Origin of the sequence: Streptomyces sp. TLI_55, from assembly GCF_900206255.1 — a bacterium.
In the GTDB taxonomy this organism is placed as follows: Bacteria; Actinomycetota; Actinomycetes; order Streptomycetales; family Streptomycetaceae; genus Streptomyces; species Streptomyces aquilus.
Window position 1 is genome coordinate 2,859,147 of sequence record NZ_OAOJ01000001.1, and the last position, 25,725, is coordinate 2,884,871.

Sequence of the window (25,725 nt, forward strand, 5' to 3'; positions counted from 1 at the left end):
GTGACTTCCCTACGTGTTCGCATCGGTGTTCTCGGATTCGCCCTGGTGGCCGGGCTAACGGTCGCCCCGCATCCAGCACGGGCGGCCACCGCCACCGTCGAGGAGCAGCGGCTCGGCGGCGCGGTGCCGCAGGAGATTCTCCGGCGGTCCGGATTCGACTCCGTGGCACCGGAGTTCGCGCGGGCGCTCGGCTCGGCGAACAGCTATGCGCAGGCCCGCCGGATCGTCGTGCGCGAAGGGTCGGCGCTGTGGGAGCGGGCCGTCGAGCGGGCGCAGGGGCGGGGGCCCGCGGGTGGGGATCTGAGTCGGGACGATGATCGGCCGCTGTACTGGGCTCGGTTGGGGATGACCAAGGAGGTACGGGGCTGGGAGCCGGAGTTCGGGCTCAGTGAGGCACAACGGGCCTCCCTGCTGGATCAGTTGGAGCGGACGTCGCGCGGGCAGACCGATATCCACTACCCCAAGGGCCCCCACAAGCGGGTGCTCGTCACCGGGTTCGATCCGTTCACGCTCGATCGGGACATCCGGATCTCCAACCCGTCCGGGGCGACCGCGCTCGCGCTCGACGGGACGGTGATCGAGACGGCGGACGGGCCGGCGCGGGTGGAGACGGCCGTGTTCCCGGTGCGTTGGCGGGACTTCGCGGACGGCACGGTGGAGCGGACGCTGCGGCCGTATCTGAAGAAGGTCGACCTGTTCACGACCGTCAGCCAGGGGCGGGTCGGGCGGTTCGACGTCGAGCGGACCAACGGGGCCTGGCGGGGCGGGTTCCCGGACAACGAGAACGTGAGCCGGACGGAGACCGTGCCGGTCGCCGATCCGGCCTCGCAGCCGCAGTGGACGACGACGACCTTGCCGTACAAGGCGATCGTGGCCGCCGCCACCGGCCGGTTCCCCGTCTACGACAACACGAGCGTGACCGAGATACCGGCCGGGGCGACCGATCCCGTCGTCCGCCCGGACGGGCCTACGGAGGGGTCGACCGCCCGGGCCGGGGGCGGCGGGAACTATCTCTCCAACGAGATCGCCTACCGCGCCACGCTGTTGCGGGACCGGCTCGGGCTGCACGACCGGCTGCCGGGGGGCCATGTGCACACGCCCGTCCTCGAGTTCGGGGCCGGGAACACGACCGAGGTGACCGACCCGGAGTTCGTGGCGAACCGGCTCGACATCATCGCGCAGGTGAAGGCGATCCTGACGGTCGCCGTCGAGGCTAGTGCGACGGAGCGAACGCGAGGCTGATGCCGAGGCCGGCCAGGACCGAACCGATCACCTTGTTGAGGACCTTCTGGCCGCGCAGCATCAGGGTGCGCATCCGGTCGTGCGAGAAGAAGACCGCGACGACGCCGAACCACAGCAGGTGGGCCAGCGACATGAACAGGCCGTAGCCCACCTGCTGGTAGACCGGGGTGCCGGGGCTGACGACCTGGGCGAAGGTCGAGACGACGAAGAGGGTCGTCTTGGGGTTGAGGACGTTGGTGAGGAAGCCGGAGCGCAGGGCCTGGAGCGGGGTGAGGTCCGACTTGGTCTCCAGGTCGACCTCGACCTCGCCCCGGGCGCGGAAGGTGCGGACGCCGATGTAGACGAGGTAGGCCGCGCCGACCAGCTTGATGATCGTGAACAGGAAGGTGGAGGAGGCGATCAGCAGGCCCACGCCGAGCATCGTGTAGGTGACGTGGACCAGGACGCCCGCGGCGACGCCGGTCGCGGCGAGGAGGCCGGTGCGGCGGCCGTGGAGGTAGCTGTTGCGGACGACCATGGCGAAGTCGGCGCCGGGGGCGATGACGGCCAGGACGGTGATGACGGCGACGGCGAGTATCTCGGTCATGAGGTGACTTCCTCTGCGTCGGCGGAGTCGTCCAGCGTGTCCTCGCCCAGCAGTTCGCGGGCCATGAGGGTGGCGCCCGCGACCGCGCCCGGCATCAGGAACACCGCGACGAACGGGACCAGGAAGGCCAGGCCCAGGGGCGTGCCGAAGCCCCAGACCAGGGTCTTGCGGGAGCGGAGCAGGGCGAGCCGGTCGCGGAGTTCGACGCCACGGCGCTGCATCGCGACGGCGACGAGTTCCTCGGTGAGGAAGAAGCCGGTGACGAAGAAGCCGATGACGGGGACGACCGTCTGCCCGACGAACGGGATGAAGCCGAGGCCGAAGAGCAGGACGCCCCACAGCAGCGCGCGGAAAAGGATCCTGAGGCTGTCCCGCGCCGAGATCCACAGCTCCCGCCAGAGCGGGAGGTTCGACTCGGGGGCGGTGCCGTCCGGGGAGACGTCACGGTCGACCTTCTCCGACAGGCTCTCGTAGAACGGCTGGCCTATCAGCAGCGTGACCGCGGTGAAGGTGAGGACCGCGAGGAGCAGGGCGAGCGCCCACAGCACCACGGCGAGGAAGCCGCGGAAGAGCCCCAGCCAGGGGCTCGACCAGTCGTCGGCGAACGGTGTCGCCCAGGTGACGAAGTCGTCGCCCCAGATCGCGAGCGACACCAGGGCAGCCCCGTAGAGGACGAGGGTGATGAGCCCCGGGATCAGCCCGAACTCGTACTGCTTGCCGTGCCGGGCCACCCACCGCTGGCCCTTCAGGAGGTACGTGAACCCCACCCCAAGATCGCGCATGGCCGCACTCTATCGGGCGACCGGGGCGGGGGTCGGGGCCGTGGCCACCACCCTGCCGCTCACACGGCCGCCACCGACACCACCACCCCCGGTTCCGCCGCCGGGCTCACCGCGGCGGACACCCGTACCGCCGCCGCCCGGGCCACCCGGCCCGCGCGGGAGGCGGCGGCCAGCAGGAGCGGCTGGAGGTGTTCGAGGCCGGCCACCAGCAGTTCCTCGCCCGCCACCAGCACCGGCCCGGCCGACTTGGCCGTCGCGGCTGCCGCCTCCGTGAGGTCGGCGAGGGGCTGGAGGGAGGCTCTCACGACGCCCGCGCCCGCCCCGGCCGCGCGTTCCGCGAGGGCCACCTGGAGCGGCATCAGCGGGGTCAGCGCGGCCGTCAACGCGTCGGCGATGCGGCGCAGTTCGGGGGACGAGTCGCGCAGGACCTCCGCCGCCGAGCGGATCAGCGGGGTGAGGGCGAGCAGGGTGCCGGCCGCGAGGCCCGCCGTGGCGGGGAGCAGCGGGGACATGGCCTCCACCAGGTCGCCCAGGGCCGTGGCGAACTCCTCCACCGCCGGTTCCACCGCGTCCAGCACCGGCAGCAGGCTGTCGCCCAGCGCGGTGAGGAGGGCCTGGGCCGGCTGGCTGACCGGGTGCACGGCCAGCGGCGCCCCGCTGGTGCCGAGGCGGGTGAGGGTGTCGACGATGCGGTAGAACGCCTCCTGCGCCTGGGGCGAGGCGCTGGCCTCGGCCAGTTCGGCGGTGGTCTGCCGCAGGACCCGGAGCACCTCCTGGCCGGAACCGTCTCTGGGGTCGAAGGTGTTGATCGCTATCCGGGTGATGTTGCCCGCGGTGTCCAGGAGTTGGCCGGTGATGTCCGTCGTGCTGCGGGCCATGCGCAGCACGTCGTCCCTGCTGGGGAGCGAAGGGATGGTTGCCATGGGTGGCTCTCCTCGTCCTCGGCTCGTTCGCCTTCAGCATGCCCCGTCCGGGGGCGACGGGATGCGCCATCCGGGGCATCCGTGACACCAACTCCCTCTTGTTCCGGTTGAGTCGAACAGGTACATGTCGCCGTACCGATCTCAGGAAGCTCCCGGAGGAGGTACGACCCGTGCGCACCACGAGCCCCACCCCTGCGAGACCCGTACTGATCGCCACCCTCGCCCTGACCACGGCGGGGTCCCTGCTCCTCACCCCGCACTCGGCGGGCGCGGACCCCAAGCCCGCCCCCACCCGTCACGAGCCCGCCCTCGACCGGGGCGCCGCCCGGACCCCCGCGAACGCCGCCGCCCGCGCCCTCGCCACCGACGCCCCCACCGGCCGCCCGGCGGTCACCGGCTATCCGCGCGAGCAGGTGCTCACCCCCGACCCCGAGAACCCCGCCGACAAGTCCCTCAAGCTGGGCCTCACCCCGTACCACGCGATCGCCCCGAAACTGAACGCCATCCAGGCCCTCGGCGACCGGGTGAGCGTCGAGGTGACGGGCAAGTCGGCGGGCGGGCACCGCCTCTACCTGGTCACCGTCACCGCCCCGGAGACCACCCGCCAGGCCCGCGCCCAGGAACGGATGCGCGACCTCATCGAGAACGCGCCCGCCGCAGCCGCCAGGTCGGCCGAGATCAAGGCGAGTTACAAGGCCCCCGTCTTCTTCAACAACAACATCCACGGCAACGAGTGGGAGGGCACCGACGCCTCCCTCAAGCTCATCGAGCAGCTCGCCACCGCCAAGGACACACGCACGACGGACCTCCTCGCCCACTCCCGCCTGTACTTCAACATCACCGCCAACCCCGACGGCCGCATCGCCGGCACCCGCGCGAACGCCAACGGCTTCGACCTGAACCGGGACTTCGTCACCGCCTCCCAGCCCGAGACACGGGCCATGCGGCAGATCGAGATCGACAAGCAGCCGGCCGTGATGCTCGACCTGCACGGGTACGTCAACGGCACCCTCATCGAGCCCACCACTCCCCCGCACGGCGAGAACTACGAGTACGACCTCTTCCTGAAGAACACCTACGCCAACGCCCTCGGCATGGAGGCCGCCGTCAACGGCCTCGGCTACACACCCGCGAAGGACGGCGTGGAGCCGGTCCAGATCCCGTTCCGGGACCAGCAGGAGGGCTGGGACGACTGGCCGCCGATCTTCACACCGCAGTACGCGGCCTTCCACGGCACGGTCGCCGCACACACCGTAGAGATCCCGCTCCAGGTGAACAACGCGGCCTACACGAACCTCCCCGTCGAGGAACTCCGCCGCCGCTCGACCGTCAACACGGCCGTGGCGGGCGCCGCGATCCGAGCCACACTCGACTTCGTACAGACGCGCCGCACCTCACTCATCGCCGACCAGATCGAGGTCTTCCGACGCGGGGCGGCGGGTGCCGCGCAAGTCCCGGTGTCCGAGAAGACGGTCCCGGGCGTCCCCGGCATCGGCCCGGAGGACGTCTACACGACCACCTTCCCCCGCGCCTACGTGATCCCCGCCGGCAAGACGGCCGCCACCCGCCTCGTGAACCACCTCCTGGCCAACGACATCCGGGTCACCCGCGCCACCAAGGCCTTCCGCCTCTCCGGCCGCACATACGCGAAGGGTTCGTACGTCGTCGACATGCACCAGCCCAAACGCGGCCTCGCGAACGTCCTGCTGGCGGACGGCCGGGACATCAGCGACAAGGTGTCGGTGATGTACGACATCTCGGGCTGGAGCCTGGGCAGGCTGTGGGGCGCCGAGGTGACGGCCGTACCGACAGGAAAGCTCACAGGCCTCCCCCTCCGCTCCGTACAGGAGGCCACGGACGTCGGCCGGGTCGCCCCGCACGGCGACCTGAGCCTGCGCCTGGACGACCCGGCGGCGATCGCGGCCCTCAACTCCCTCCTCCAGCAGGATGTTCCGGTACGCGCCACGGCGGACGGCGGCACCGCGATCGTCCCGGCGTCGGCCCGCGCGAAGGCCACGGCCCTCGCCCGCACCCACGACGTCACCTTCGACGCCACCCGCCGCACCGGCGGCACCCCTCTCCACCGCACCCGCGTGGCCGCCGCGGTCACCCCGGGTGAGCTCTTCGCCCTGCGCGAGATGAACTTCGAGGTCACACCGGTGTCGACGGACATCCTCAACGCGGGCTACGACTGGTCGACGACGGACGTACTGATGGTGTCGACGGGCCTGGAGTACACGGACCTCACGGCCCCCGCCCGCAAGGCCCTCGACACATTCCTCTCGCCCACCTCCGGCCACGGCCTGGTGGGACGCGGGATCGGCGGAGCCGAACTGAGCACGGCCACCGGCCTCCTGGCGGCGAAGCCGGTCGAGGGCAACGGGGACGCGAACGGCGTGGTCCGCATGGTGAACGCGGGACCGATCACCACCGGCACCCCGGGTTACGGTTTCGTGTACGCGCCCGTCTGGTTCACCGACCTCGGGCCGCAGGTCCGCGTGGAGCAGTCGTACGCGGCCGGCAACCCCTTGCTCTCCGGGCACTGGCGCCCGTTGGAGGACGGCACCGGCGGTCCGTCCGCCGCGGCCGGCCGGCCCTCGGTGATCAGCGGTCCGCACGCGGTCCTCTTCGGCACCGAGCCTCTCTTCCGGGACCACCCGAAGGGTGAATTCCCGCAGGTGGCACGGGCATTGTTCAGCATGGCAGCAGTCAAGGAGAGCGGATGACGCAGGAGATCCACGGCACCGTCGCCGACGGCTTCGAGGTGGTGCGCGAGGAGTTCGCCGCCTTCGTGTCCGGTGAACGCCCCGACTACGAGGGCCAGTTGTGCGCCTATGTGCACGGCCGCAGGGTCGTCGACCTGTGGACCGGCGACGGCAACGAGGCGGACTCCCTCCACGCCGTCTTCTCCTCGACGAAGGGCGCCGCGCACCTAGTGGTGGCGCTCCTGGTCCAGGACGGCACGCTCGAACTCGACCGCAAGGTGACCTACTACTGGCCGGAGTTCGCGGCAGAGGGCAAGGGCGCCCTCACCCTCCGCGACCTGCTCGCGCACCGCGCGGGCCTGGTCGGCCTGGACGCGGGCTTCTCGCGCGCCGAGATGGCCGACGACCGCGTGATCGCCGAACGCCTCGCCGACCAGCGCCCGTTCTGGCGCCCCGGCACGGCCTTCGGCTACCACGCGCTGGTCATAGGCGCCCTGACCGGCGAGGTGGTCCGCCGAGCCACGGGCCGCACGATCCAGGACCTGTGGGAAGAACGAATCCGCGCCCCCTACGCGCTCGACTTCCACCTGGGCCTCCCGGCGGCCCACGAACCCCGCTACCGCCCGGTCCAGCCGATGCTCCCCACCCCCGAACAGCAGTCCCTCATCGACGGGTCCCCCCAGGGCCCGCACACCTTGACCTCGATCGCGTTCAACGCGCACGCCCCGGAAACCGTCGGCCTCGTCGACTACGCCAACTCCCGCGAGGTACGCGCCAAGGGCCCGGCGTCGGCAGGCGGAGTGGCCGCGGCCAGAGGCATCGCCGGAATGTACGCGGCGGCGATCAGCGAACTCAACGACCGCCCACCCCTCCTCAAGCCGGACACGATCGCCGAGGTCGGCCAGATCCACTCCATCGGCTACGACCTGATCGCCCGCGCCCACCGCTCCTACGGCCTCGGCTTCCAGGCCACGGCCGACACCTGGCACCCCTTCCTGGGCGCCGGCGCCTTCGGCCACAGCGGCGCAGCAGGCTCCCAGGGCTTCGCCGACCCCCGCAGCGGCTTGGCCTACGGCTACACCCGCAGACGGCTGGCCTTCCCAGGCGGAGCAGCCCCAGAGAACAACGCCCTGGTCAGAGCGGTACACACAGCAGCCCTGGCCACCTAGAGCCCACCAACCCACAGCACAGGCCCACCAACACCAACTGTCTGCGGGCCACCGGCCGGGAGGGAGCCGTAGGGCTGAGAGCGCCCCGAAGGCGACCGACCCAGATATTCGGCACGCCAACTGTGGGAGGCACCTTCTCAGCGGACCGAACTGCAGAAGGCGCCTTCTCAACGCCCCGAACACAAAACGCCCCCACACACAAAAGGCCGCACCCCACGTCCAAGGGTGCGGCCTCCGTGATGTGAACGAGCGCCTCAGACCAGCGTCACGCTGATGTTGCCCCGCGTAGCCTTCGAGTACGGGCACACCTGGTGGGCCTGCTCCAACAGCGCCCGCCCCGTAGCGGCGTCCACGTTGGGAATGTGCGCCGAGATCTCCACGATGATCCCGAACCCGTCGTCGTTCTTCCCGATCCCCACCTTCGCGGTCACGGTCGAGCCGCTGATGTCGGCCTTGGCCTGCCGGGCCACGACCCCGAGCGCACCCTGGAAGCAGGCGCTGTACCCGGCGGCGAAGAGCTGCTCGGGGTTGGTGCCCTCGCCGCTGCCGCCCATTTCCTTCGGCGGGTTCACGACGACGTCGAGGCGGCCGTCCTCGGTGGCGACGCGGCCGTCGCGACCGTTCTCGGCGGTGGCGACGGCGGTGTACAGGACGTCGGACTGCTGGATGGACATGCGGTACTTCCTCCTAGGTCCGCCGCGACTCGCGCCCACGATCGACGACGGTTTCGGAAAGAAGTTACCGCATACCGGAAACAAGCAGAAGGTGTCAGAGCTTAAGGCGTCAGAGCTTGACGACCATCTTCCCGACGTTGTCGCCCCGCAGAACCCCGAGGAACGCCTCCAGGTTGTTCTCGATGCCCTCGACGACCGTCTCGCGGTACTTGAGCGCACCGGACGCCACCCACGGGCCGACCTCGGAGACGAACTGCGGCTGGAGGTCGTAGTGGTCGCCGACCAGCAGGCCCTCGATGCGCCCGCGGGTCTGGATCAGACGGGCGAGGTTCCTCGGGCCAGGAGCCGGCTCGGTGTTGTTGTAGACGGAGATCATGCCGCAGATCGCGATCCGGCCGCCCTGGTTCAGCGAGCCGATCGCCGCCTCCAGGTGGTCGCCGCCCACGTTGTCGAAGTACACGTCGACCCCGTCCGGCGCCGCGGCCCGCAGCTGCTCGCTCACCGGCCCGTTCTTGTAGTTGAACGCGGCGTCGAAGCCGTACTCCTCCACCAGCAGCTTGACCTTCTCGTCGGAGCCGGCCGAGCCGATGACCCGCGAGGCGCCCTTGAGCTTGGCGATCTGGCCGACCTGGCTGCCGACCGCACCGGCCGCGCCGGACACGAAGACGCTGTCGCCCTCCTTGAAGGACGCCGTGCGCAGCAGACCCGCGTAGGCGGTGAGGCCGGTCATGCCGAGGACGCCGAGGTAGGTGGAGAGGGGCGCGGCGTCGGGGTCGACCTTGACGGCCTGCGCGGCGTCGAAGGTGGCGTACTCGCGCCAGCCGCCGAAGTGCAGGACGTGGTCGCCGACCGCGATGCCCTCGGCGCCGGAGGCGATGACCTCGCCGACCGCGCCGCCCTGCATGACCTTGCCGAGCTCGAAGGGGGCGACGTACGACTTGGCGGCCGACATCCGGCCCCGCATGTACGGGTCCACCGACAGGTACTTGTTCCGGACCAGCACCTGTCCCTCACCCGGCTGCTTCACCTCGGTCTCGACCAGGGCGAAGTCCTCGGGCTTCGGCCAGCCGACGGGACGGCTGAGCAGGTGCCACTCGCGGTTGATCATGACAGAGCCTTTCCGATTTACTTCAGTACCTGAAACAACCATGCTCCTGAATATTTCATGTTGTCAAGTAATGGAGGTAGTCTCGGACCATGGCCACCCCACCCAAGACCCGTCGCCCAGACGCGCTGACCATGGAAGTCGTCGAGCTGATCGGTGACGTCGTGGCGCGCTTCTACGAGGACTACGAGGAGGCCGCCGGCGACCACGCGCTCACCGGCGCCCAGGCACGGCTGCTGAGCCTGCTGTCGCTGGAGCCGCTACCCATGCGGAAGCTGGCCCAGAAGCTGAAGTGCGAGCCGTCGAACGTCACCGGGATCGTGGACCGGCTGGAGACGCGAGGGCTCGTGGAGCGGCGGCCGGACCCCGCGGACCGGCGCGTGAAGGTGGCGGCGGTGACGGACGAGGGCCGGGAGGTGGCCCGGAGCCTGCGCGAGGAACTGCGGTTCGCCCGCGCGCCGCTGGCCGGACTGTCGGACGAGGAGCGGGAGTCGCTGCGGGACTTGCTGCGACGAATGCTGAACTCCTAAGCGGCGTGCTGCAGTTGCCCCCTCCAGGGCAGGCCTCTCAGGTGCACCACCACAAGAACCGCTCGCACTCACTCTCCGTCGGCGACGGCTGCGCGGTCGGCTGGCTCGACGTCGGGTCGGCGGTCGGGGTCGCGGAGGCGGCCGGGGACGTCGACGCGTTCGGGGGCGGGACGACCGGGGCCGTGGCGGTCGCGGACTGGGCGTCCTTGTCCTTGCCGTCCTTGTCCTTGTCGTCCTTCGACGCCGAGGCGGACGGAGACGCGGAGGCGTCCGCGGAGGCCGAGGCCGAGGGAGCGGTTCCGTTCGTGTCGTCCAGCGGCTCGGCCGGCGTGCTCGCGTCCGCCGACGCCGCGCCGTCCGCCGACTCGTCGCCCGCCGCGGCCGGGGTGGGGTGCGAGCCCGGGGCGTCCATGCCGAGTTCGGCGAGGCTCAGTCCACCGGCGGCCAGCACGAAGCCCGCGGCGACCAGGAGGACCCGGCGGCGTCTGCGGCGGTGCGCCGCGGCCTTGCGGTCACGCCGACTGGCGCCGCCCTGGGTGTCGTCGGCGTCCTCGTCGTCGTACTCGAGGTCCTCGGAGTCGTCGTACTCCTCTGACCCCTCCGGACCCTCCGACTCCTCCCGCGGTACGGCCCGTCCGCGGCGCCCCTGCGCCCGGCGCCGTGCCGCCCGGCCGCCGACCACGACCTCGGACGTCTCCTCCGGCGTCTCCTCGGTCCGCTCGTCGGGCTCTTCGTGCGAGGAGGCCTCGGGGGCACCCCCGTAGGCATCCGCGGAGCCACCACCGTCATACGGCTCGTACGCCTCGTACGCCCCGCCACCCACCTGCTGCGGCACGTACTGCTGGGCCTGCATCTGCTGCGTCTGCGTCTGCTGCGGCTGGTACTGGGCGGGGACGCGGGGCTCGGCGGCGTACGCGCGCAGCTCTTCGACTGGGGTACCGCACCCCGGACAGGCGAGGGCGCCGTTGAGGTGCCGTCGGCACGGGAGGCAGTAGTCCATGACGCGGGAAGATTAAGTTCCTTGTAGGGAGGGTTCCTAGAGGCGGCTGTGAAGATTGTGTGGAACTGGTCGTTCCGACGCGGCGAGTTGAGGAGGATCCGCCCATCCGTCCCCAACTCGCCGAAACCGGTTGCCTTCCGGGCCGTTCAGGCTTTCTTGCGGGTCGTCATCACGCGCTGGATCAGAATGAACGCGCAGAGCAGCACACCGGTGGCGATCTTCGTCCACCAGGAGCTGAGCGTGCCCTCGAACTGGATGATGCTCTTGATGAGGCCGAGGACGAGGACGCCGAACAGGGTGCCGAGGACATAGCCGGAGCCGCCCGTGAGCAGCGTGCCGCCGATGACCACCGCGGCGATCGCGTCGAGTTCCATGCCGACCGCGTGCAGCGGGTCGCCGGACTGGATGTAGAGCATGAAGAGAAGGCCGGCGAGCGCGGAGCAGAAGCCGCTCATCGTGTAGACCGCGATCTTCGTGCCGCCCAGCGGGAGGCCCATGAGGAGGGCCGACTGCTCGTTGCCGCCGATGGCGTAGATACGGCGGCCGAAGCGGGTGTAATGGAGGAGGTAAAAAGCCGCCGCCAGAACAACAAGAGCCACCAGGGCGCCGATCGACAGATCGCCCAGGCCCAGGGAGACCCGGGTCTCGGCGAGGCTGCTCACCGCGGAGTCGTTGATCGCGATCGACTCCTTGCTGATGACCAGGCACAGGCCGCGGAACAGGAACAACCCCGCCAGCGTCACGATGAACGGCTGGATCTCGAAGTTGTGGATCACATAGCCCATGAGGAAGCCGCCGAACGCGCCCACGCCCAGGGATATGGGGATCACGACCAGCAGCGGCAGGCCGACGTCCTGGACCAGCCAGGCGGTGAGCATGGTGGTGAAGCCGATCACCGAGCCGACGGACAGGTCGATGCCGCCGGACAGGATGACGAAGGTGGCGCCGACGGCGGCGACCAGGAGGTAGCTGTTGTCGATGAACAGGTTGAGGAAGACCTGCGAGTCGCCGAAGCCGTAGTTCTGGTAGCGGCTGAGTCCGGCGATGTACATCGCGAGGAACAGGGCGGCCGTGACCAGGACGGGCATACGGCGGTCGCCCAGCAGCCGCGCCGCCCTGGACGGCGTACGGCCTTCGAGCTTGTCGGGTGTCGTGGGGGTCTGGGTGGTCGCACTCATCACGACACCTCCATCTTGGCAGCGGGCTCGGCGGGGGCCGCGGGCGGCGTCGCCGGGGCCGGGGTCTTGGCGCGGGCGCCGAAGACCTTGGCGCGGAACTTCGGGGACTGGAGCAGGCAGACGACGATGACGACGGCGGCCTTGAAGACCAGGTTGGTCTGGGTGGGGACGCCGATCGTGTAGATGGTGGTCGTCAGGGTCTGGATGACGAGGGCGCCGACCACCGTGCCGCCGATGGAGAAGCGGCCGCCGAGCAGTGACGTGCCGCCGATGACGACCGCGAGGATGGCGTCGAGCTCGATCCACAGGCCGGCGTTGTTGCCGTCGGCGGCCGAGGTGTTGGAGCTGATCATCAGGCCCGCGATGCCGGCGCACAGGGCGCAGAAGACGTACACCATGATCTTGATGCGCATCGACCGGATGCCGACCAGGCGGCTGGCCTCGGCGTTGCCGCCGACCGACTCGACGAGCAGGCCGAGGGCGGTGCGGCGGGTCAGGGCGACGGTGACGGCGACGACCGCGGCGACCACGAAGATGGAGAACGGCAGGGTCAGCCAGTAGCCGCCGCCGATCAGCTTGTACGGCTCGCTGTTGATGGTGATGATCTGGCCGTCGGTGATCAGCTGGGCGACACCGCGGCCCGCGACCATGATGATGAGGGTCGCGATGATCGGCTGGATGCCCATCCGGGCCACCAGGAAGCCGTTCCACAGACCGCAGACGACGGCCGCCACCAGGCCGAGGCCCATCGCCAGCAGGACTCCGGCCAGCGCGTCCTGGTCCTTGCGGTCGCTGATGTACGAGCAGGTCAGCGCGCCGGTGATGGCGACGACCGCGCCGACGGAGAGGTCGATGCCGCCGGTGGCGATGACCAGGGTCATGCCGACCGCCACCAGGATCAGGGGCGAGCCGAACAGGACGATGGAGACGAGGCTGCCGTAGAGGTGGCCGTCCGTCATGTGGATGGCGAAGAAGTCGGGTGTGAAGGGGATGTTGACGAGCAGCAGGGCCACCAGGACCACGACCGGCCAGAAGAGGTTGTGGCGTGTCAGTGCTCGCCAGCGGTTGGTGGTGGTCACTGCTGTTCTCCGCTCTGCGCGCCGCCGACGAGGCTCTGCTCGCCACTGGCGATGGTTTCGAGGATCTTGCTGGGGGTGATCTCCGGGCCGTTGGTGAGCCGGGCGACCAACTTGCGGTCACGCAGGACTCCGATGGTGTGGCTGAGGCGGAGGACCTCCTCCAGCTCGGCCGCGATGTAGAGGACGGACATGCCGTCCTCGGAGAGGGAGACCACCAGTTTCTGGATCTCGGTCTTGGCGCCGATGTCGATGCCGCGGGTGGGCTCGTCGAGGATCAGCAGCTTGGGCTGGGTGATGAGCCAGCGGGCGAGGAGCACCTTCTGCTGGTTGCCGCCGCTCAACTGGCCCACCCTGGCTTCGGGGTTGGCGGGCCGGATGTCGAGGGCCTTGATGTACTTGGCGACGAGTTCGTCGCGCTGGGCCGTCGGGATGGGGCGGGTCCAGCCGCGGGCCGCCTGGAGGGCGAGGATGATGTTCTCGCGGACGGTGAGGTCGGGGACCAGGCCCTCGGTCTTGCGGTTCTCGGAGCAGAACGCGACGCCGGCGCCGATGGCGTCGTTGGGGGCGCTCATCGAGACCTGCTTGCCGCCGATGGTGACCTTGCCGGCGTCGGGCTGGTCGGCGCCGAACAGGAGCCGGGCCAGTTCGGTGCGGCCGGACCCCAACAGGCCCGCGAGGCCGACGACTTCGCCCTTCTTGATGTCGAGGTCGAAGGGTTCGATGCCGCCGGTGCGGCCGAGGCCCTCCGCGGTGAGGAGCGGTTCGCCGACGTCCGCGTGGAGCTGGTGGTCGTGCAGCTCCTCCAGCTGGTCCAGGGCCTTGCCGATCATCAGCTCGATGAGCCGGACCTGGTCGAGGTCGCGGACCAGGTGCTCGCCGACGAGGGTGCCGTTGCGCAGGACCGTCATGCGGTCGCAGATCTCGTAGATCTGGTCGAGGAAGTGGGAGACGAAGAGGATCGCCACGCCCTCGTCGCGCAACCGCCGCATCAGGCGGAAGAGTTCGAGGACCTCGTCGCGGTCGAGGCTGGAGGTCGGCTCGTCCAGGACGAGGACCTTGGTGCCGGAGCCCGAGCCGTCGCTGTCGCCGTGGCCCACCGACCGTACGATCGCGACCAGTTGCTGCACCGCGAGCGGGTAGGAGGCGAGCGGCGCGGTGACGTCGATGTCGAGGCCGAGGCGGTCGACCATCTCCGCGGCTTCCTTGCGCATCCGCTTCCACTGGATGCGGCCGGCCCGGGTGGGTTCACGGCCGATGAAGATGTTCTCCGCCACCGACAGGTTGGGGCAGAGGTTGACCTCCTGGTAGACGGTGCTGATGCCGGCCTGCTGCGCCTGCAGCGGGCTGCCGATCCGCACGGCCCTGCCGTCGAGGGTGATGGTGCCGCCGTCCAGGGTGTAGACCCCGGTCAGCACCTTGATCAGGGTGGATTTCCCGGCCCCGTTCTCGCCCATCAGGGCGTGGATCTCGCCGGGGAAGAGCCGGAAGTCGACGCCCGACAGAGCCCTTACCCCCGGAAATTCCTTGACTATGCCCGTCATCTCCAGGACGGGCTGCGGCTCTGCCATGGCAGCGCTCCTCCATGAAATCGGTTCAGGCGCACGGCAGTTCTGTACTGCGGTGGGCCGGTCCCCCGCGGGGAGCCCCGCCGGGGCCGGGCTGTGCCCGGCCCGCCAGGGGCTCCCCACCGGTGCGTGCGGTCGGTCAGTACTTGCGGGTCGGGAGCGCGGCCTTCGCCTGGTCCTGGAGGAAGTCGCCCTCCTTGGTCTTGATCCAGCGCTCGACCTTGCCGCCCTCGTGGACCGTCTTGACGACCTCCATCAGCTGGGGGCCGAGGAGCGGGTTGCACTCGACGATGCCGTTGATCTTGCCCTCGGACATGGCGACGAAGCCGTCCTTCACGCCGTCGATCGAGACGATGAGGATGTCCTTGCCGGGCTTCTTGCCGGCCGCCTCGATGGACTGGATGGCGCCGATGGCCATGTCGTCGTTGTGCGCGAAGAGCACGTTGATGTCCGGGTTGGACTGCAGGAAGGCCGCCATGACCTGCTTGCCGCCGGCGCGGGTGAAGTCACCGGTCTGGCTGACGACGATCTTCCAGTCGTCCTTGTGCTCGGCGTCCATGACCTCCTTGAAGCCCTTGGCGCGCTCGATGGCGGGGGCGGCACCGGTGGTGCCCTCCAGCTGGGCGATCTTGACGTTGCCCTTGAGGCCGGCCTTCGTGATGACCTTCTCGAGCATCCTGGCGGCGCGGCGGCCCTCGTCGGTGAAGTCGGAGCCGACCAGGGTGACGTACAGGGAGTCGTCGGAGGTCTCGACGGAGCGGTCGGTGAGGACCACCGGGATCTTCGCGGCCTTGGCCTCCTTGAGCACGGCGTCCCAGCCCGTGACGACCACCGGCGAGAAGGCGATGACGTCGACCTTCTGCGCGATGTAGCTGCGGATCGCGGAGATCTGGTTCTCCTGCTTCTGCTGGGCGTCGGAGAACTTCAGGGTGTAGCCCGCGTCCTTGGCCGCGGACTTCACCGACTCACTGTTGGCGGTGCGCCAGCCGCTCTCGGAGCCGACCTGCGAGAAGCCGAGGACGATCTTCTTGCCGCCGCCGCTTCCCGCGGAGTCGCCGGAGCTGTCGTCCTCCTTGGCGCAGGCCGCCAGGGTGCCGGCCGCCGCCACGCCGATCGCCGCAGTGAGGAAGTTCCTTCTGTTGAGCATGTTCTTCTCCTTTGAAGAGCCGGTCCGGGGAGGACCGCTGTACTCGTGGGACCGACTGCCCTGCGTCCAGCCTGTCGATCATTATTCGAAATATCGGTCACACTGGTGTACGAATTAGCTGGTCGGTGCATGTCAGTCGGGAGCGGTGCTGGCCCGGACCACGAGATGCGGCTCGATGGCGACTCCGGGCGTCCCGGACGGGGCCCGGCCCTCGATGAGGTCCAGCAGCAGGGCGATGCTGTGCTTGCCCACCGTCGCGAAGTCCTGCCGGACGGTGGTGAGCGGTGGAGCGAAGAACTCGGACTCCGGGATGTCGTCGAAGCCGACGATCGCGACGTCCTGGGGCGTGCGCACCCCCGCTTCCCGCAGGGCCCGCAACACCCCCAGTGCCATCTGGTCGTTGGCGACGAAGACGGCGGTGAGTCCGCGGCCCACCCAGCCGGCCAGTTGCTGGCCCGCACGGTAGCCCGACAGTGGACTCCAGTCCCCTCGCAGCGGCTTCGGCGGCTCGACGCCCGCCGCTTCGAGGGTGTCCCGCCAGCCGGTGACCCGGTCGGCCGCCTCCTGCCAGTCCTCGGGTCCGGCGAGATGCCAGACCGTGCGGTGGCCCGCGGCCAGCAGATGACCGGTGGCGAGCCGGGCGCCGAGCTGCTGGTCGACGTTGACGCTGGGGATCTCGGCGCCGGAGCCGGTGCCGACGACCACCACCGGGAAGGGGTGGCGGAGTTCGGCGAGGGCCTCGACCGCCGAGCGTTGCGGGGCGAGGGCGATCACCCCCTCCACGCCGCCCTCGCTGAGGTGGTCGAGCGCCTCGGAGAGGGTTTCCTTCGCCAGCTTGTGCAGGCTGACCGTCGAGACGGTGTACCCCGCCGCCCGTGCCGCGTCCTCCAGCGCGAACAGCGTGCTGGCCGGGCCGTAGAGCGTGGTGTTGGCGGCGACCACACCCAGGGTGCGGGTGCGGCGGGTGGCCAGGGCCCGTGCCGAGGAGTTGCGGCGGTAGCCCATCTCCTCGATGGCGCGGAGCACCTTGGCCCGGGTCTCCTCCCGCACGTTGGGGTGATCACCCAGGACACGGGAGACGGTCTGGTGCGACACGCCGGCCAGGCGTGCCACGTCGGCCATGGTGGGCGGCCGGAGCTCTAAGTGGTTCACGGCCGCACCTCCCGGCGGTCAGCGATCGATTGAATGCGAGGCACATTGTGAGCGCTAACAATTCGCGGCGGTCAAGAGGGCTGCATCAGGGAAGTCGTCACGGTTGAATAACGCCGCAGGCTGCAGGAGTTGAGATCCCGGACGGATGTGCACGTCACCAAGACCGTTACGGCGTTCGACCCTCCGACCCATTGACACCCCGCCCGAGACGTCCTTACCGTCGGGCCAGCATTTCGAACGTGAGCCGAAATTTCGAACAACAGCTTGAGAGCCTAGGGAGTAGCTGACGTGCGCATCACGGGAATCAGCACGCACGTGGTCGGGACGCCATGGCGCAACCTGACCTACGTCCAGGTGCACACCGACGAGGGACTCACCGGAGTCGGCGAGACCCGCATGCTGGGCCACACCGACGCCCTGCTCGGCTATCTGCACGAGGCGAAGACCAACCACATTCTCGGGTCGGACCCGTTCGCTGTCGAGGATCTGGTCAAGCGGATGAAGTACGGCGACTACGGCCGTGCGGGCGAGATCGTGATGTCCGGCATCGCCGTGATCGAGATGGCCTGCTGGGACATCAAGGGCAAGGCCCTCGGCGTCCCGGTCTGGCAGCTGCTCGGCGGCAAGGTCACCGACAAGGTCAAGGCCTACGCCAACGGCTGGTACACCACCGAGCGCACCCCGGAGGCCTACCACAAGGCCGCCCAGGGCGTCATGGAGCGCGGTTACAAGGCCCTCAAGATCGACCCCTTCGGCACCGGCCACTTCGAGCTCGACCACGAGCAGAGCCTGTACGCCGTCTCGCTCATCGAGGCCGTCCGGGACGCCATCGGTCCGGACGCCGAGCTGATGCTGGAGATGCACGGCCGCTTCTCCCCCGCCACCGCCGTCCGCCTCGCCAAGGACCTCGCGCCCTTCAAGCCCGCGTGGCTGGAGGAGCCGGTGCCGCCGGAGAACCTGAAGGCGCTGGAGAAGGTCGCCGCCAAGGTCGACATGCCGGTCGCCACCGGTGAGCGCATCCACGACCGGATCGAGTTCCGCGAGCTCTTCGAGAGCCAGGCCGTGGACATCATCCAGCCCGACGTCGGCCACATCGGCGGCATCTGGGAGACCCGCAAGCTGGCCGCGACCGCCGAGACCCACTACATGCTGGTCGCCCCGCACAACGTGGGCGGTCCGGTGCTGACCGCCGCCTCCCTCCAGGTCGGCTTCACCGCGCCGAACTTCAAGATCCTGGAGCACTTCAACGACTTCGCCGACGCGGAGATCAAGAAGGTCGTCAAGGGCGCCCCGCAGGTCGTGGACGGCTACTTCGAGCTGTCGCACGAGCCGGGTCTCGGGGTCGAGCTGGACGTCGACGCCGCCGCCGAGTTCCCGCAGCAGCAGGCCCGCTTCGACCTGTGGGCCGAGGGCTGGGAGCAGCGCAAGCCGAAGGGCACCGAGCAGTGAGCAGCGCGGTCGTCATCGGGGCGCCCGGCGAGCACGAGCTCGTCGCGCACACCCCGCGTGCACCCGGTGCCGGCGAGGCCCTGGTCCGCGTCCACGCGGTCGGCATCTGTGGCAGCGACCGCGAGGTGTACCAGGGCAACCGGCCCGAGGGGTACGTCCGTTACCCGCTCACCCCGGGCCACGAGTGGTCCGGGGTGGTCGAGGCCGTGGGCTCCGGGGTGCCGGCGTCACTGGTCGGCCGCAAGGTGGTCGGCGAGGGCTTCCGCAACTGCCAGGTCTGCGACCGCTGCCACGCGGGCGAGACCACGCTGTGCACGGACGGCTACGAGGAGACGGGCTTCACCCAGCCCGGCGCCATGGCCGCCACCCTCACCCTGCCGGCCCGGCTGCTGCACGCCCTGCCGGACGACGCCGACCTGACGGCGGCGGCGCTGCTGGAGCCGGCCGCGTGCATCGCGGCCGCCGCGCTGAAGGCGAACGCGCGGCCCGGTGAGCGGGTCGCGGTGGTGGGCACGGGCACGCTCGGGATGTTCGCGGTGCAGTTCCTGCGGGCGGGCTCGCCCTCGGAGCTGCTGGTGGTGGGCACCCGCCCGGACCGCGCGGAGCTGTCGAAGACCTTCGGCGCCACCGACTTCCGCACCCGCGACCAGGAACTCCCCGGCGACTTCGACGTCGTCATCGAGACCGCCGGGTCGGCGTCCGCCGCGAACACCGCGGCCTCGCTGCTCAGACGCGGCGGCCGGCTCGTCCTGACGGGCATCCCGGCGCCGGGCGCGGACGGACTGGACCCCACCGATCTCGTCGTACGGCAGCTGGAGGTGCACACCGTGTTCGGGGCGCCGCCGGACGCCTGGGCGCACACGGTGCGGGTCTTCGGGGCCGGGCTGCTCGATCCGCTGCCGCTCGTCACGCACGAGCTGCCGCTGGAGGAGTTCCCGCGGGCCATCGAGCTGGTCGGGTCCGGCGACCCGGCCGTCGGCAAGGTCCTCCTCAAGCCATGACACCCCCTTGAGCCGTACGCCGGTACGGAGTACCTGACGACTTCGTACCGGCGTACATCCAACGCAGTTGGCCTTATTTTAAGCCTTGTTGCATACAGAGCCGCGATCCACGTCCGACATATCGAACACGAAGGACAGCTTGTGACCGAGACCACCGCCAGCGCGGCCCGACGACCCGGTGAGCAGGCGCTCGCCGCGCTCGGCCTGGGCGCTCCCGCCCTCGACCCGGCCGACGCCTCCCCGCACACCTTCCCCGGTGGCGGCCGCTGGCGCACCGAAGTGCCCTCCGTGGAAGGCCCCGAGGCCCTCTCGGTGGTCCTCAAGGAGTCCTCGCGGCTCGACGTGCCGATCCACCGGATCAGCCAGGGCAGCGGCGTGTGGATGCTCACCGACGCCGAGATCACCGAGATGGTCGAGGCGACCGCCGAACGCGACATCGAGCTCTGCCTGTTCACCGGCCCGCGCGGCACCTGGGACATCGGCGGCTCCACCCGCACCGACTCCAAGGGCGGCGGGCTGCGCGCCCGCGGCCACGACGCGGTCGCCGGATGCGTCGAAGACGCCGTCCGGGCCACGGAGTTGGGCGTGAAGTGCCTGCTCGTCGCCGACGAGGGCGTGCTGTGGACGCTGCACCGGGCGCGCGTCGCCGGGATCATCCCGGCCGACACCACGCTGAAGGTGTCGGCGCTGATCGGCCCGGTGAACCCGGCCGCGTACGCCGTCTACGAGAACCTCGGCGGCGACTCGATCAACGTGCCCAGCGACCTGACGCTCGATCAACTCACGGAGATCCGGCGGGTGTCGGGCGCTCCCATGGACATGTACATCGAGGCGCCCGACGATCTCGGCGGCTATGTCCGGATGTACGAGGTCGCCGAGCTGATCCGGCGCGGCGCCCCGCTCTATCTGAAGTTCGGCCTGTCGAAGGCCCCGGGGATCTACCCCTACGGCCATCACATGCGCGAGCTCACGCTGTCCACCGCCAAGGAAAGAGTGCGGCGCGGGCGGCTCGCCCTGGACCTGCTCGCACGGCACGGAGCGGACGGCGCCATGGCGCCGCTCGGCTCGCGACTGCCGGGCGCGCTGAAGCGATTCGAAACGCCTGCATAACGTTCCGGACAACGCCCCTTCACAGAAGCCGACGGAGTCGAACAGACTCCGACACAACTTCTCGGTTCCACCCCGCACCACCAGTCAGGCGCTCGTTCCGCAGATCGCCCTGGCCACTCCCCTAGACCATCAAGGATGATGATCATGCTTAACCGCAGAGCTGCACTCTCCGCCATAGCCACCTCGGCCGTCCTCGCCCTCTCCCTGACCGCCTGTGGCCAGGACAGCGAAGGCGGCAGCGCGGAAAGCAAGGGCGACGCCAAGGGCGGCACCATCGGGATCGCGATGCCGACCAAGTCCTCGGAGCGCTGGATCGCCGACGGCAAGAACGTCGAGACCAACCTGCAGAAGCTGGGATACAAGACCAAGCTGGTCTACGGCGAGGACGAGCCCGACCAGCAGGTCTCGCAGATCGAGAACCTGATCACCCAGGGCGTCAAGGCGCTGATCGTCGCCGCGATCGACAACAAGTCGCTCAACAACGTCCTCCAGGAGGCCAAGGACGCCGGCATCCCGGTCATCGCCTACGACCGCCTGATCCTCGGCACGCCGAACGTCGACTACTACGCCTCCTTCGACAACACCAAGGTCGGCGAGCTCCAGGCCAACTACATCGTCGAGAAGCTGGGCCTGGCGAGCGGCAAGGGCCCCTTCAACATCGAGCTGTTCGCCGGCTCCAACGACGACAACAACACCAAGTACTTCTTCAACGGCGCGATGAGCGTCCTGAAGCCGTACATCGACTCCAAGAAGCTCGTCGTCAAGTCCGGCCAGGTCGACCTCAACAAGGTCACCACCCTGCGCTGGGACGGCGCCACCGCCCAGCGCCGCATGGACGACATCCTGACCGGCTCCTACAAGTCCGGCCGGGTCGACGCGGTGCTCTCGCCGTACGACGGCATCTCCATCGGCATCCTGTCCGCGCTGAAGTCCGACGGCTACGGCACCAAGGCCAAGCCGCTGCCGGTCCTCACCGGTCAGGACGCCGAGCTGGCCTCCGTGAAGTCGATCATCGCGGGCGAGCAGACGCAGACGGTCTACAAGGACACCCGTGAGCTCGCCAAGGTCGCGGCGAACATGGTGGACGCGGTCCTCAACGACAAGAAGCCCGAGACCAACGACACCAAGACCTACGACAACGGGTCCAAGGTCGTCCCCGCCTACCTGCTGAAGCCGGTGAGCGTCGACAAGACCAACTACAAGCAGGTCCTGGTCGACGGCGGCTACTACACCGAGGGTGAGCTCAAGTAACCCGCCCCCGGCTGTAGTCGGCTGTAACCGTAGTCGTCTGCGACAGACAGAGATTGGAAGGCACGACCATGGCGGGACCCGTCCTGGAAATGCGCTCGATCGTCAAGACCTTTCCCGGCGTCAAGGCGCTCTCGGACGTCACGCTGACCGTCCGGCAGGGCGAGGTCCACGCCATCTGCGGGGAGAACGGCGCCGGCAAGTCCACCTTGATGAAGGTGCTCTCCGGCGTCCATCCGCACGGCACGTACGAGGGCGAGATCCTCTTCGAGGGAGAGGTCTGCGAGTTCAAGGACATCCGGGCGAGCGAGGCGCGCGGCATCGTCATCATCCACCAGGAGCTGGCGCTGGTGCCGTACCTCTCCCTCGCGGAGAACATCTTCCTCGGCAACGAGCACGCCGCGCGCGGGTTCATCGACTGGCGCGAGACCCTGCGGCACGCGAGCGAGCTGCTGCGCCGGGTCGGCCTCAGCGAGCACCCCGAAACGCGGGTCGCTGACATCGGTGTCGGAAAGCAGCAGCTGGTGGAGATCGCCAAGGCGCTCTCCAAGAAGGTGAAGCTGCTCATCCTCGACGAGCCGACCGCGGCGCTGAACGACGAGGACTCCGGCAAACTCCTGGATCTCATCCTGGAGTTGAAGAAGCAGGGCATCACCTCGATCATCATCTCCCACAAGCTCAACGAGATCCGCAAGGTCGCGGACTCGGTGACGATCATCCGCGACGGCAAGACCATCGAGACCCTCGATGTGAAGTCCGCGGAGACCACCGAGGACCGGATCATCTCCGGCATGGTCGGCCGCGACCTGGACCACCGCTTCCCCGAACGCACCGCGTACGAGGGTGAGCTGGAGGCGGCTCCGGCGCTGGAGATCCGCGACTGGACGGTGCACCACCCGATCGACCAGCAGCGCAAGGTCGTCGACGACGTGTCGATCCATGTCCGGCGCGGCGAGATCGTCGGCATCGCGGGCCTGATGGGCGCGGGCCGCACCGAACTCGCGATGAGCGTCTTCGGCCGCTCCTACGGACGGCACGCGGCCGGCACCGTCCTCAAGGACGGCAAGGAGATCCGGACGAAGACCGTCGCCGAGGCGGTCGACCACGGCATCGCCTATGTCACCGAGGACCGCAAGCACTACGGCCTCAACCTCATCGACACCATCAACCGCAACATCTCGCTGAGCGCCCTCGGCAAGGTGGCCAAGCGCGGCCTCGTCGACGAGCACCAGGAGCGGCAGGTCGCCGAGGGCTTCCGCAAGTCCATGAACATCAAGGCGCCGACCGTCTTCGAGCCGGTGGGCAAGCTGTCCGGCGGCAACCAGCAGAAGGTCGTCCTCAGCAAGTGGATCTTCGCCGGCCCGGAGGTGCTGATCCTGGACGAACCCACCCGAGGCATCGACGTCGGTGCCAAGTACGAGATCTACACCGTCATCGACCAGCTGGCCGCGCAGGGCAAGGCGGTCGTCTTCATCTCGTCCGAGCTGCCGGAGCTGCTCGGCATGTGTGACCGCATCTACACGATGGCCGCCGGCCGGCTGACCGGCGAGTTCTCCCGTGCCGAGGCCTCGCAGGAATCGCTGATGCGCCAGATGACCAAGGACAAAGAGGTAACCCGATGAGCACGGATGTGACCGCCAAGACGCCGGCCCCGGCGCCGCCGGGCAAGAGCGGATCGGCCTCCGGCGAGAACCTGCTGCAGCTGATGCTGGACGGCCTGCGCCGCAACATGCGCCAGTACGGCATGCTGATCGCCCTCGGCCTGATCGTCGCGCTCTTCGCGGTGTGGACCGACGGCGACCTGCTGCTGCCGCGCAACGTCTCCAACCTGGTCCTGCAGAACAGCTACGTCCTGATCCTCGCGATCGGCATGATGCTGGTCATCATCGCCGGCCACATCGACCTGTCGGTCGGCTCGGTCACGGCGTTCGTGGGCGCGTTCGCGGCCGTACTGACGGTCCAGCACGACGTGTCCTGGCCCATCGCCGTGGTGCTGAGCCTGGCGGTCGGCGCGGGTGCGGGTGCGGCGCAGGGCTTCCTCATCGCGTATCTCGGCATACCCTCGTTCATCGTCACCCTCGCGGGCATGCTGGTCTTCCGCGGCTTCACCGAGATCCTGCTGGAGGGCCAGACCCTCGGCCCGTTCCCGAGCGGCCTGCAGAAGATCGGCAACGGCTTCCTGCCGGAGACCGGCCCGGACACCAACTACCACAACATCACGCTGCTGCTCGGCCTCGCCCTGATCGCCTTCGTGGTCGTCCAGGAGGTGCGCGACCGCAAGCGCCAGCAGGAGTTCTCGCTCGACGTGCTGCCCAGGAACCTCTTCCTGCTGAAGCTCGTCTCGATCGTCGCCGCGATCCTCGTCGTCACCATGCTGCTCGCCAGCTACAAGGGCGCCCCGATCGTCCTGCTCATCCTGGGCGGCCTGGTCGTCGGCTACGGCTACCTGATGCGCAACTCGATCTTCGGCCGGCACATCTACGCGATCGGCGGCAACCTGCCGGCCGCGAAGCTGTCCGGTGTGAAGGACAAGAAGGTCACCTTCCTGGTCTTCCTGAACATGGGCGCGCTCGCGGCCCTGGCGGGTCTGGCCATCGCCGCGCGCCTGAACGCGGCGTCCCCGAAGGCGGGTCTGAACTACGAACTCGAGGCCATCGCCTCGGCGTTCATCGGTGGCGCGTCGATGAGCGGCGGTGTCGGCACCGTCCTCGGCGCGATCATCGGCGGTCTCGTCCTCGGCGTTCTCAACAACGGCATGAACCTCCTCAGCGTCGGCTCCGACTGGCAGCAGGTCATCAAGGGCCTCGCCCTGCTGGCCGCGGTCGGGTTCGACGTGTGGAACAAGCGCAAGTCCGGTTCGTAGCACACAGGTCGACCGGTCGGGCCCCGTCGGAAGGCGGGGCCCTTCCCATGGGAGGAGACATCTGGTGAAGGAAGTCTTCGGCAAGCTCGCCGACGGGACGGAGATCCACCGCTGGTCGCTGGAGAACGGCGGCACCCGTATGAAGGTCCTGTCGTACGGCGGGATCGTGCAGTCCCTGGAGGTCCCCGACCGGCACGGCCGGTACGCGAACGTCTCCCTGGGCTTCGACCACCTCGAGGACTACGTCACGTCCAGCCCGTACTTCGGCGCGCTGATCGGCCGGTACGGCAACCGCATCGGCAAGGGGCGGTTCACGCTGGACGGCCAGACGTACCAGCTCTCCGTCGACGACGGCGAGAACAGCCTGCACGGTGGCGAGGCGGGCTTCGACACGGTGGTCTGGGACGTCGAGCCGTTCGAGCGGGGCACCGACGTCGGCCTGCGTCTGTCGTACACCTCCCCCGACGGCGAGATGGGCTACCCCGGCACGCTCACGGCGAAGGTGACGTACACCCTGACCGCCGAGGGCGACTGGCGCATCGACTACGAGGCCACCACCGACAAGGCCACGGTCGTCAACCTCACCAACCACGTCTACTGGAACCTCGCGGGCGAGGGCAGCGGCACGATCGAGCACCACGAACTGACCATCCCCGCCGCCCACTTCACGCCGACCGACGCCGGCCTCATCCCGACCGGCGAACTGGCACCGGTGGCCGGCACGCCGTTCGACTTCCGCGAGCCGAAGCCGATCGGCCGGGACCTGCGCACCGGGCATCCCCAACTGCTCGCGGCCAAGGGCTACGACCACAACTGGGTGCTGGAGAAGGGGATCACGGCGGAGCCGGAGCACGTGGCGACGCTCCAGGACCCCGCGTCCGGCCGCACCCTGCGGATCGCCTCCACCGAGCCCGGCGTCCAGTTCTACTCCGGCAACTTCCTCGACGGCACGCTGGTCGGCCCCGCCGGCCGTACCTACCGTCAGGGCGACGCCGTGTGCCTGGAGACCCAGCACTACCCTGACTCCCCGAACCACGAGCACTTCCCGTCGACCGTGCTGCGCCCTGGGGAGACCTACCGGTCGACGACCGTGCACTCCTTGCCCTCCTGACCCTCCTGCCCCTCCTTCACAGGTGGGGCACAACTTCTTACCGATTTCTCAGCGGTTGAACAGTGTCACCGCAGCCCTCGTATGTATGAGCGGCCCGTGCTCCCCC

Annotated in this window: 22 protein-coding genes; 11 read left to right on the top strand and 11 right to left on the bottom strand. The window is 69.3% G+C overall.

Annotation, left to right across the window (positions count from 1 at the left end):
• Nucleotides 1–1,242, top strand: coding sequence for a pyroglutamyl-peptidase I family protein (locus tag CRP56_RS13315; protein WP_097263636.1), 1,242 nt, complete (start codon nt 1–3; stop codon nt 1,240–1,242).
• On the opposite strand, the gene CRP56_RS13320 is transcribed toward CRP56_RS13315, so the two are convergent.
• Genes CRP56_RS13320 through CRP56_RS13330 form a run of 3 tightly spaced genes read right to left on the bottom strand, consistent with a single transcriptional unit; the run spans nt 1,214 to nt 3,533 of the window.
• A complete protein-coding gene (locus tag CRP56_RS13320; RefSeq protein ID WP_097263639.1) occupies nt 1,214–1,828 on the bottom strand; it encodes a LysE family translocator in 615 nt (204 codons plus the stop codon). The genes CRP56_RS13315 and CRP56_RS13320 overlap by 29 nt on opposite strands.
• Nucleotides 1,825–2,610, bottom strand: coding sequence for an EI24 domain-containing protein (locus CRP56_RS13325; protein WP_097263642.1), 786 nt, complete (start codon nt 2,608–2,610; stop codon nt 1,825–1,827). Before CRP56_RS13325 ends, CRP56_RS13320 begins: the two co-directional genes overlap by 4 nt.
• Nucleotides 2,611–2,669: 59 nt before the next feature.
• The gene (locus tag CRP56_RS13330; protein ID WP_097263644.1) at nt 2,670–3,533 is read right to left on the bottom strand and encodes a hypothetical protein; all 864 of its coding nucleotides are present in this window, start codon (nt 3,531–3,533) and stop codon (nt 2,670–2,672) included.
• Between the two features lie 170 nt (nt 3,534–3,703).
• Between CRP56_RS13330 and CRP56_RS13335 the strand changes: the two genes are divergently transcribed.
• Together CRP56_RS13335 and CRP56_RS13340 are read left to right on the top strand one after the other, a co-directional pair.
• Nucleotides 3,704–6,259, top strand: coding sequence for a M14 family zinc carboxypeptidase (locus CRP56_RS13335; RefSeq protein WP_097263647.1), 2,556 nt, complete (start codon nt 3,704–3,706; stop codon nt 6,257–6,259).
• Nucleotides 6,256–7,407: a serine hydrolase domain-containing protein gene (locus tag CRP56_RS13340; RefSeq protein WP_097263650.1), complete on the top strand. Its 1,152-nt coding sequence runs from the start codon at nt 6,256–6,258 to the stop codon at nt 7,405–7,407. Before CRP56_RS13335 ends, CRP56_RS13340 begins: the two co-directional genes overlap by 4 nt.
• Before the next feature lie 254 nt (nt 7,408–7,661).
• Here the strand turns inward: CRP56_RS13340 and CRP56_RS13345 are convergent, their stop codons facing one another.
• Both CRP56_RS13345 and CRP56_RS13350 read right to left on the bottom strand, forming a co-directional pair.
• Entirely contained in the window at nt 7,662–8,081 is a 420-nt protein-coding gene (locus tag CRP56_RS13345; RefSeq protein WP_097263653.1) for an organic hydroperoxide resistance protein, read from the bottom strand.
• 109 nt (nt 8,082–8,190) lie between these two features.
• Nucleotides 8,191–9,189: an NADP-dependent oxidoreductase gene (locus CRP56_RS13350; RefSeq protein ID WP_097263655.1), complete on the bottom strand. Its 999-nt coding sequence runs from the start codon at nt 9,187–9,189 to the stop codon at nt 8,191–8,193.
• An 89-nt stretch (nt 9,190–9,278) separates the two neighbouring features.
• Between CRP56_RS13350 and CRP56_RS13355 the strand changes: the two genes are divergently transcribed.
• Nucleotides 9,279–9,716, top strand: a complete 438-nt coding sequence (locus tag CRP56_RS13355; protein ID WP_097263658.1) for a MarR family winged helix-turn-helix transcriptional regulator — start codon at nt 9,279–9,281, stop codon at nt 9,714–9,716.
• 37 nt (nt 9,717–9,753) lie between these two features.
• On the opposite strand, the gene CRP56_RS13360 is transcribed toward CRP56_RS13355, so the two are convergent.
• The 6 genes from CRP56_RS13360 to CRP56_RS13390 all read right to left on the bottom strand — a co-directional run bounded on the left by CRP56_RS13360 (nt 9,754) and on the right by CRP56_RS13390 (nt 16,837).
• Nucleotides 9,754–10,716 (bottom strand): SCO2400 family protein, encoded by a 963-nt coding sequence (locus CRP56_RS13360; protein WP_257040763.1) that lies wholly within the window; start codon nt 10,714–10,716, stop codon nt 9,754–9,756.
• Between the two features lie 146 nt (nt 10,717–10,862).
• The gene (yjfF, locus tag CRP56_RS13370) at nt 10,863–11,894 is read right to left on the bottom strand and encodes a galactofuranose ABC transporter, permease protein YjfF (protein ID WP_097263666.1); all 1,032 of its coding nucleotides are present in this window, start codon (nt 11,892–11,894) and stop codon (nt 10,863–10,865) included.
• On the bottom strand, nt 11,894–12,973 hold the full coding sequence (locus tag CRP56_RS13375) for an ABC transporter permease (protein WP_097263669.1): 1,080 nt from the start codon (nt 12,971–12,973) through the stop codon (nt 11,894–11,896). The genes yjfF and CRP56_RS13375 overlap by 1 nt, the downstream gene beginning before the upstream one ends.
• Nucleotides 12,970–14,541: a sugar ABC transporter ATP-binding protein gene (locus CRP56_RS13380; protein ID WP_097263672.1), complete on the bottom strand. Its 1,572-nt coding sequence runs from the start codon at nt 14,539–14,541 to the stop codon at nt 12,970–12,972. Before CRP56_RS13380 ends, CRP56_RS13375 begins: the two co-directional genes overlap by 4 nt.
• A gap of 136 nt (nt 14,542–14,677) precedes the next feature.
• Complete coding sequence (locus tag CRP56_RS13385; RefSeq protein WP_097263674.1) at nt 14,678–15,685, bottom strand: ABC transporter substrate-binding protein; 1,008 nt, start codon at nt 15,683–15,685, stop codon at nt 14,678–14,680.
• Nucleotides 15,686–15,817: 132 nt separating this feature from the next.
• Nucleotides 15,818–16,837 (bottom strand): LacI family DNA-binding transcriptional regulator, encoded by a 1,020-nt coding sequence (locus tag CRP56_RS13390; protein ID WP_097263677.1) that lies wholly within the window; start codon nt 16,835–16,837, stop codon nt 15,818–15,820.
• A gap of 288 nt (nt 16,838–17,125) precedes the next feature.
• Between CRP56_RS13390 and CRP56_RS13395 the strand changes: the two genes are divergently transcribed.
• The 7 genes from CRP56_RS13395 (at nt 17,126) to CRP56_RS13425 (ending at nt 25,619) form a co-directional block, all read left to right on the top strand.
• Entirely contained in the window at nt 17,126–18,286 is a 1,161-nt protein-coding gene (locus CRP56_RS13395) for a mandelate racemase/muconate lactonizing enzyme family protein (RefSeq protein ID WP_059191553.1), read from the top strand.
• Complete coding sequence (locus tag CRP56_RS13400; protein WP_097263680.1) at nt 18,283–19,287, top strand: zinc-dependent alcohol dehydrogenase; 1,005 nt, start codon at nt 18,283–18,285, stop codon at nt 19,285–19,287. Before CRP56_RS13395 ends, CRP56_RS13400 begins: the two co-directional genes overlap by 4 nt.
• A 141-nt stretch (nt 19,288–19,428) precedes the next feature.
• Complete coding sequence (locus tag CRP56_RS13405) at nt 19,429–20,397, top strand: hypothetical protein (RefSeq protein ID WP_079309747.1); 969 nt, start codon at nt 19,429–19,431, stop codon at nt 20,395–20,397.
• 138 nt (nt 20,398–20,535) lie between these two features.
• Complete coding sequence (chvE, locus tag CRP56_RS13410; protein ID WP_097263682.1) at nt 20,536–21,648, top strand: multiple monosaccharide ABC transporter substrate-binding protein; 1,113 nt, start codon at nt 20,536–20,538, stop codon at nt 21,646–21,648.
• 68 nt (nt 21,649–21,716) lie between these two features.
• Complete coding sequence (gene mmsA, locus CRP56_RS13415) at nt 21,717–23,267, top strand: multiple monosaccharide ABC transporter ATP-binding protein (protein WP_097263685.1); 1,551 nt, start codon at nt 21,717–21,719, stop codon at nt 23,265–23,267.
• Nucleotides 23,264–24,508, top strand: a complete 1,245-nt coding sequence (gene mmsB / locus CRP56_RS13420; RefSeq protein WP_097263687.1) for a multiple monosaccharide ABC transporter permease — start codon at nt 23,264–23,266, stop codon at nt 24,506–24,508. Before mmsA ends, mmsB begins: the two co-directional genes overlap by 4 nt.
• Before the next feature lie 64 nt (nt 24,509–24,572).
• A complete protein-coding gene (locus tag CRP56_RS13425) occupies nt 24,573–25,619 on the top strand; it encodes an aldose epimerase family protein (protein ID WP_097263690.1) in 1,047 nt (348 codons plus the stop codon).
• Nucleotides 25,620–25,725: the final 106 nt, after the last annotated feature.

What these genes read in the sequence shown, in the direction of transcription:
- mmsB (WP_097263687.1), top strand. Translation starts at nt 23,264, where the DNA reads ATGAGCACGGATGTGACCGCCAAGACGCCGGCCCCGGCGCCGCCGGGC.
- CRP56_RS13330 (WP_097263644.1), bottom strand. Translation starts at nt 3,533, where the DNA reads ATGGCAACCATCCCTTCGCTCCCCAGCAGGGACGACGTGCTGCGCATG.
- CRP56_RS13360 (WP_257040763.1), bottom strand. Translation starts at nt 10,716, where the DNA reads ATGGACTACTGCCTCCCGTGCCGACGGCACCTCAACGGCGCCCTCGCC.
- CRP56_RS13325 (WP_097263642.1), bottom strand. Translation starts at nt 2,610, where the DNA reads ATGCGCGATCTTGGGGTGGGGTTCACGTACCTCCTGAAGGGCCAGCGG.
- CRP56_RS13355 (WP_097263658.1), top strand. Translation starts at nt 9,279, where the DNA reads ATGGCCACCCCACCCAAGACCCGTCGCCCAGACGCGCTGACCATGGAA.
- CRP56_RS13385 (WP_097263674.1), bottom strand. Translation starts at nt 15,685, where the DNA reads ATGCTCAACAGAAGGAACTTCCTCACTGCGGCGATCGGCGTGGCGGCG.
- CRP56_RS13320 (WP_097263639.1), bottom strand. Translation starts at nt 1,828, where the DNA reads ATGACCGAGATACTCGCCGTCGCCGTCATCACCGTCCTGGCCGTCATC.
- chvE (WP_097263682.1), top strand. Translation starts at nt 20,536, where the DNA reads ATGATCATGCTTAACCGCAGAGCTGCACTCTCCGCCATAGCCACCTCG.
- yjfF (WP_097263666.1), bottom strand. Translation starts at nt 11,894, where the DNA reads ATGAGTGCGACCACCCAGACCCCCACGACACCCGACAAGCTCGAAGGC.
- CRP56_RS13340 (WP_097263650.1), top strand. Translation starts at nt 6,256, where the DNA reads ATGACGCAGGAGATCCACGGCACCGTCGCCGACGGCTTCGAGGTGGTG.
- CRP56_RS13380 (WP_097263672.1), bottom strand. Translation starts at nt 14,541, where the DNA reads ATGGCAGAGCCGCAGCCCGTCCTGGAGATGACGGGCATAGTCAAGGAA.
- CRP56_RS13350 (WP_097263655.1), bottom strand. Translation starts at nt 9,189, where the DNA reads ATGATCAACCGCGAGTGGCACCTGCTCAGCCGTCCCGTCGGCTGGCCG.
- mmsA (WP_097263685.1), top strand. Translation starts at nt 21,717, where the DNA reads ATGGCGGGACCCGTCCTGGAAATGCGCTCGATCGTCAAGACCTTTCCC.
- CRP56_RS13345 (WP_097263653.1), bottom strand. Translation starts at nt 8,081, where the DNA reads ATGTCCATCCAGCAGTCCGACGTCCTGTACACCGCCGTCGCCACCGCC.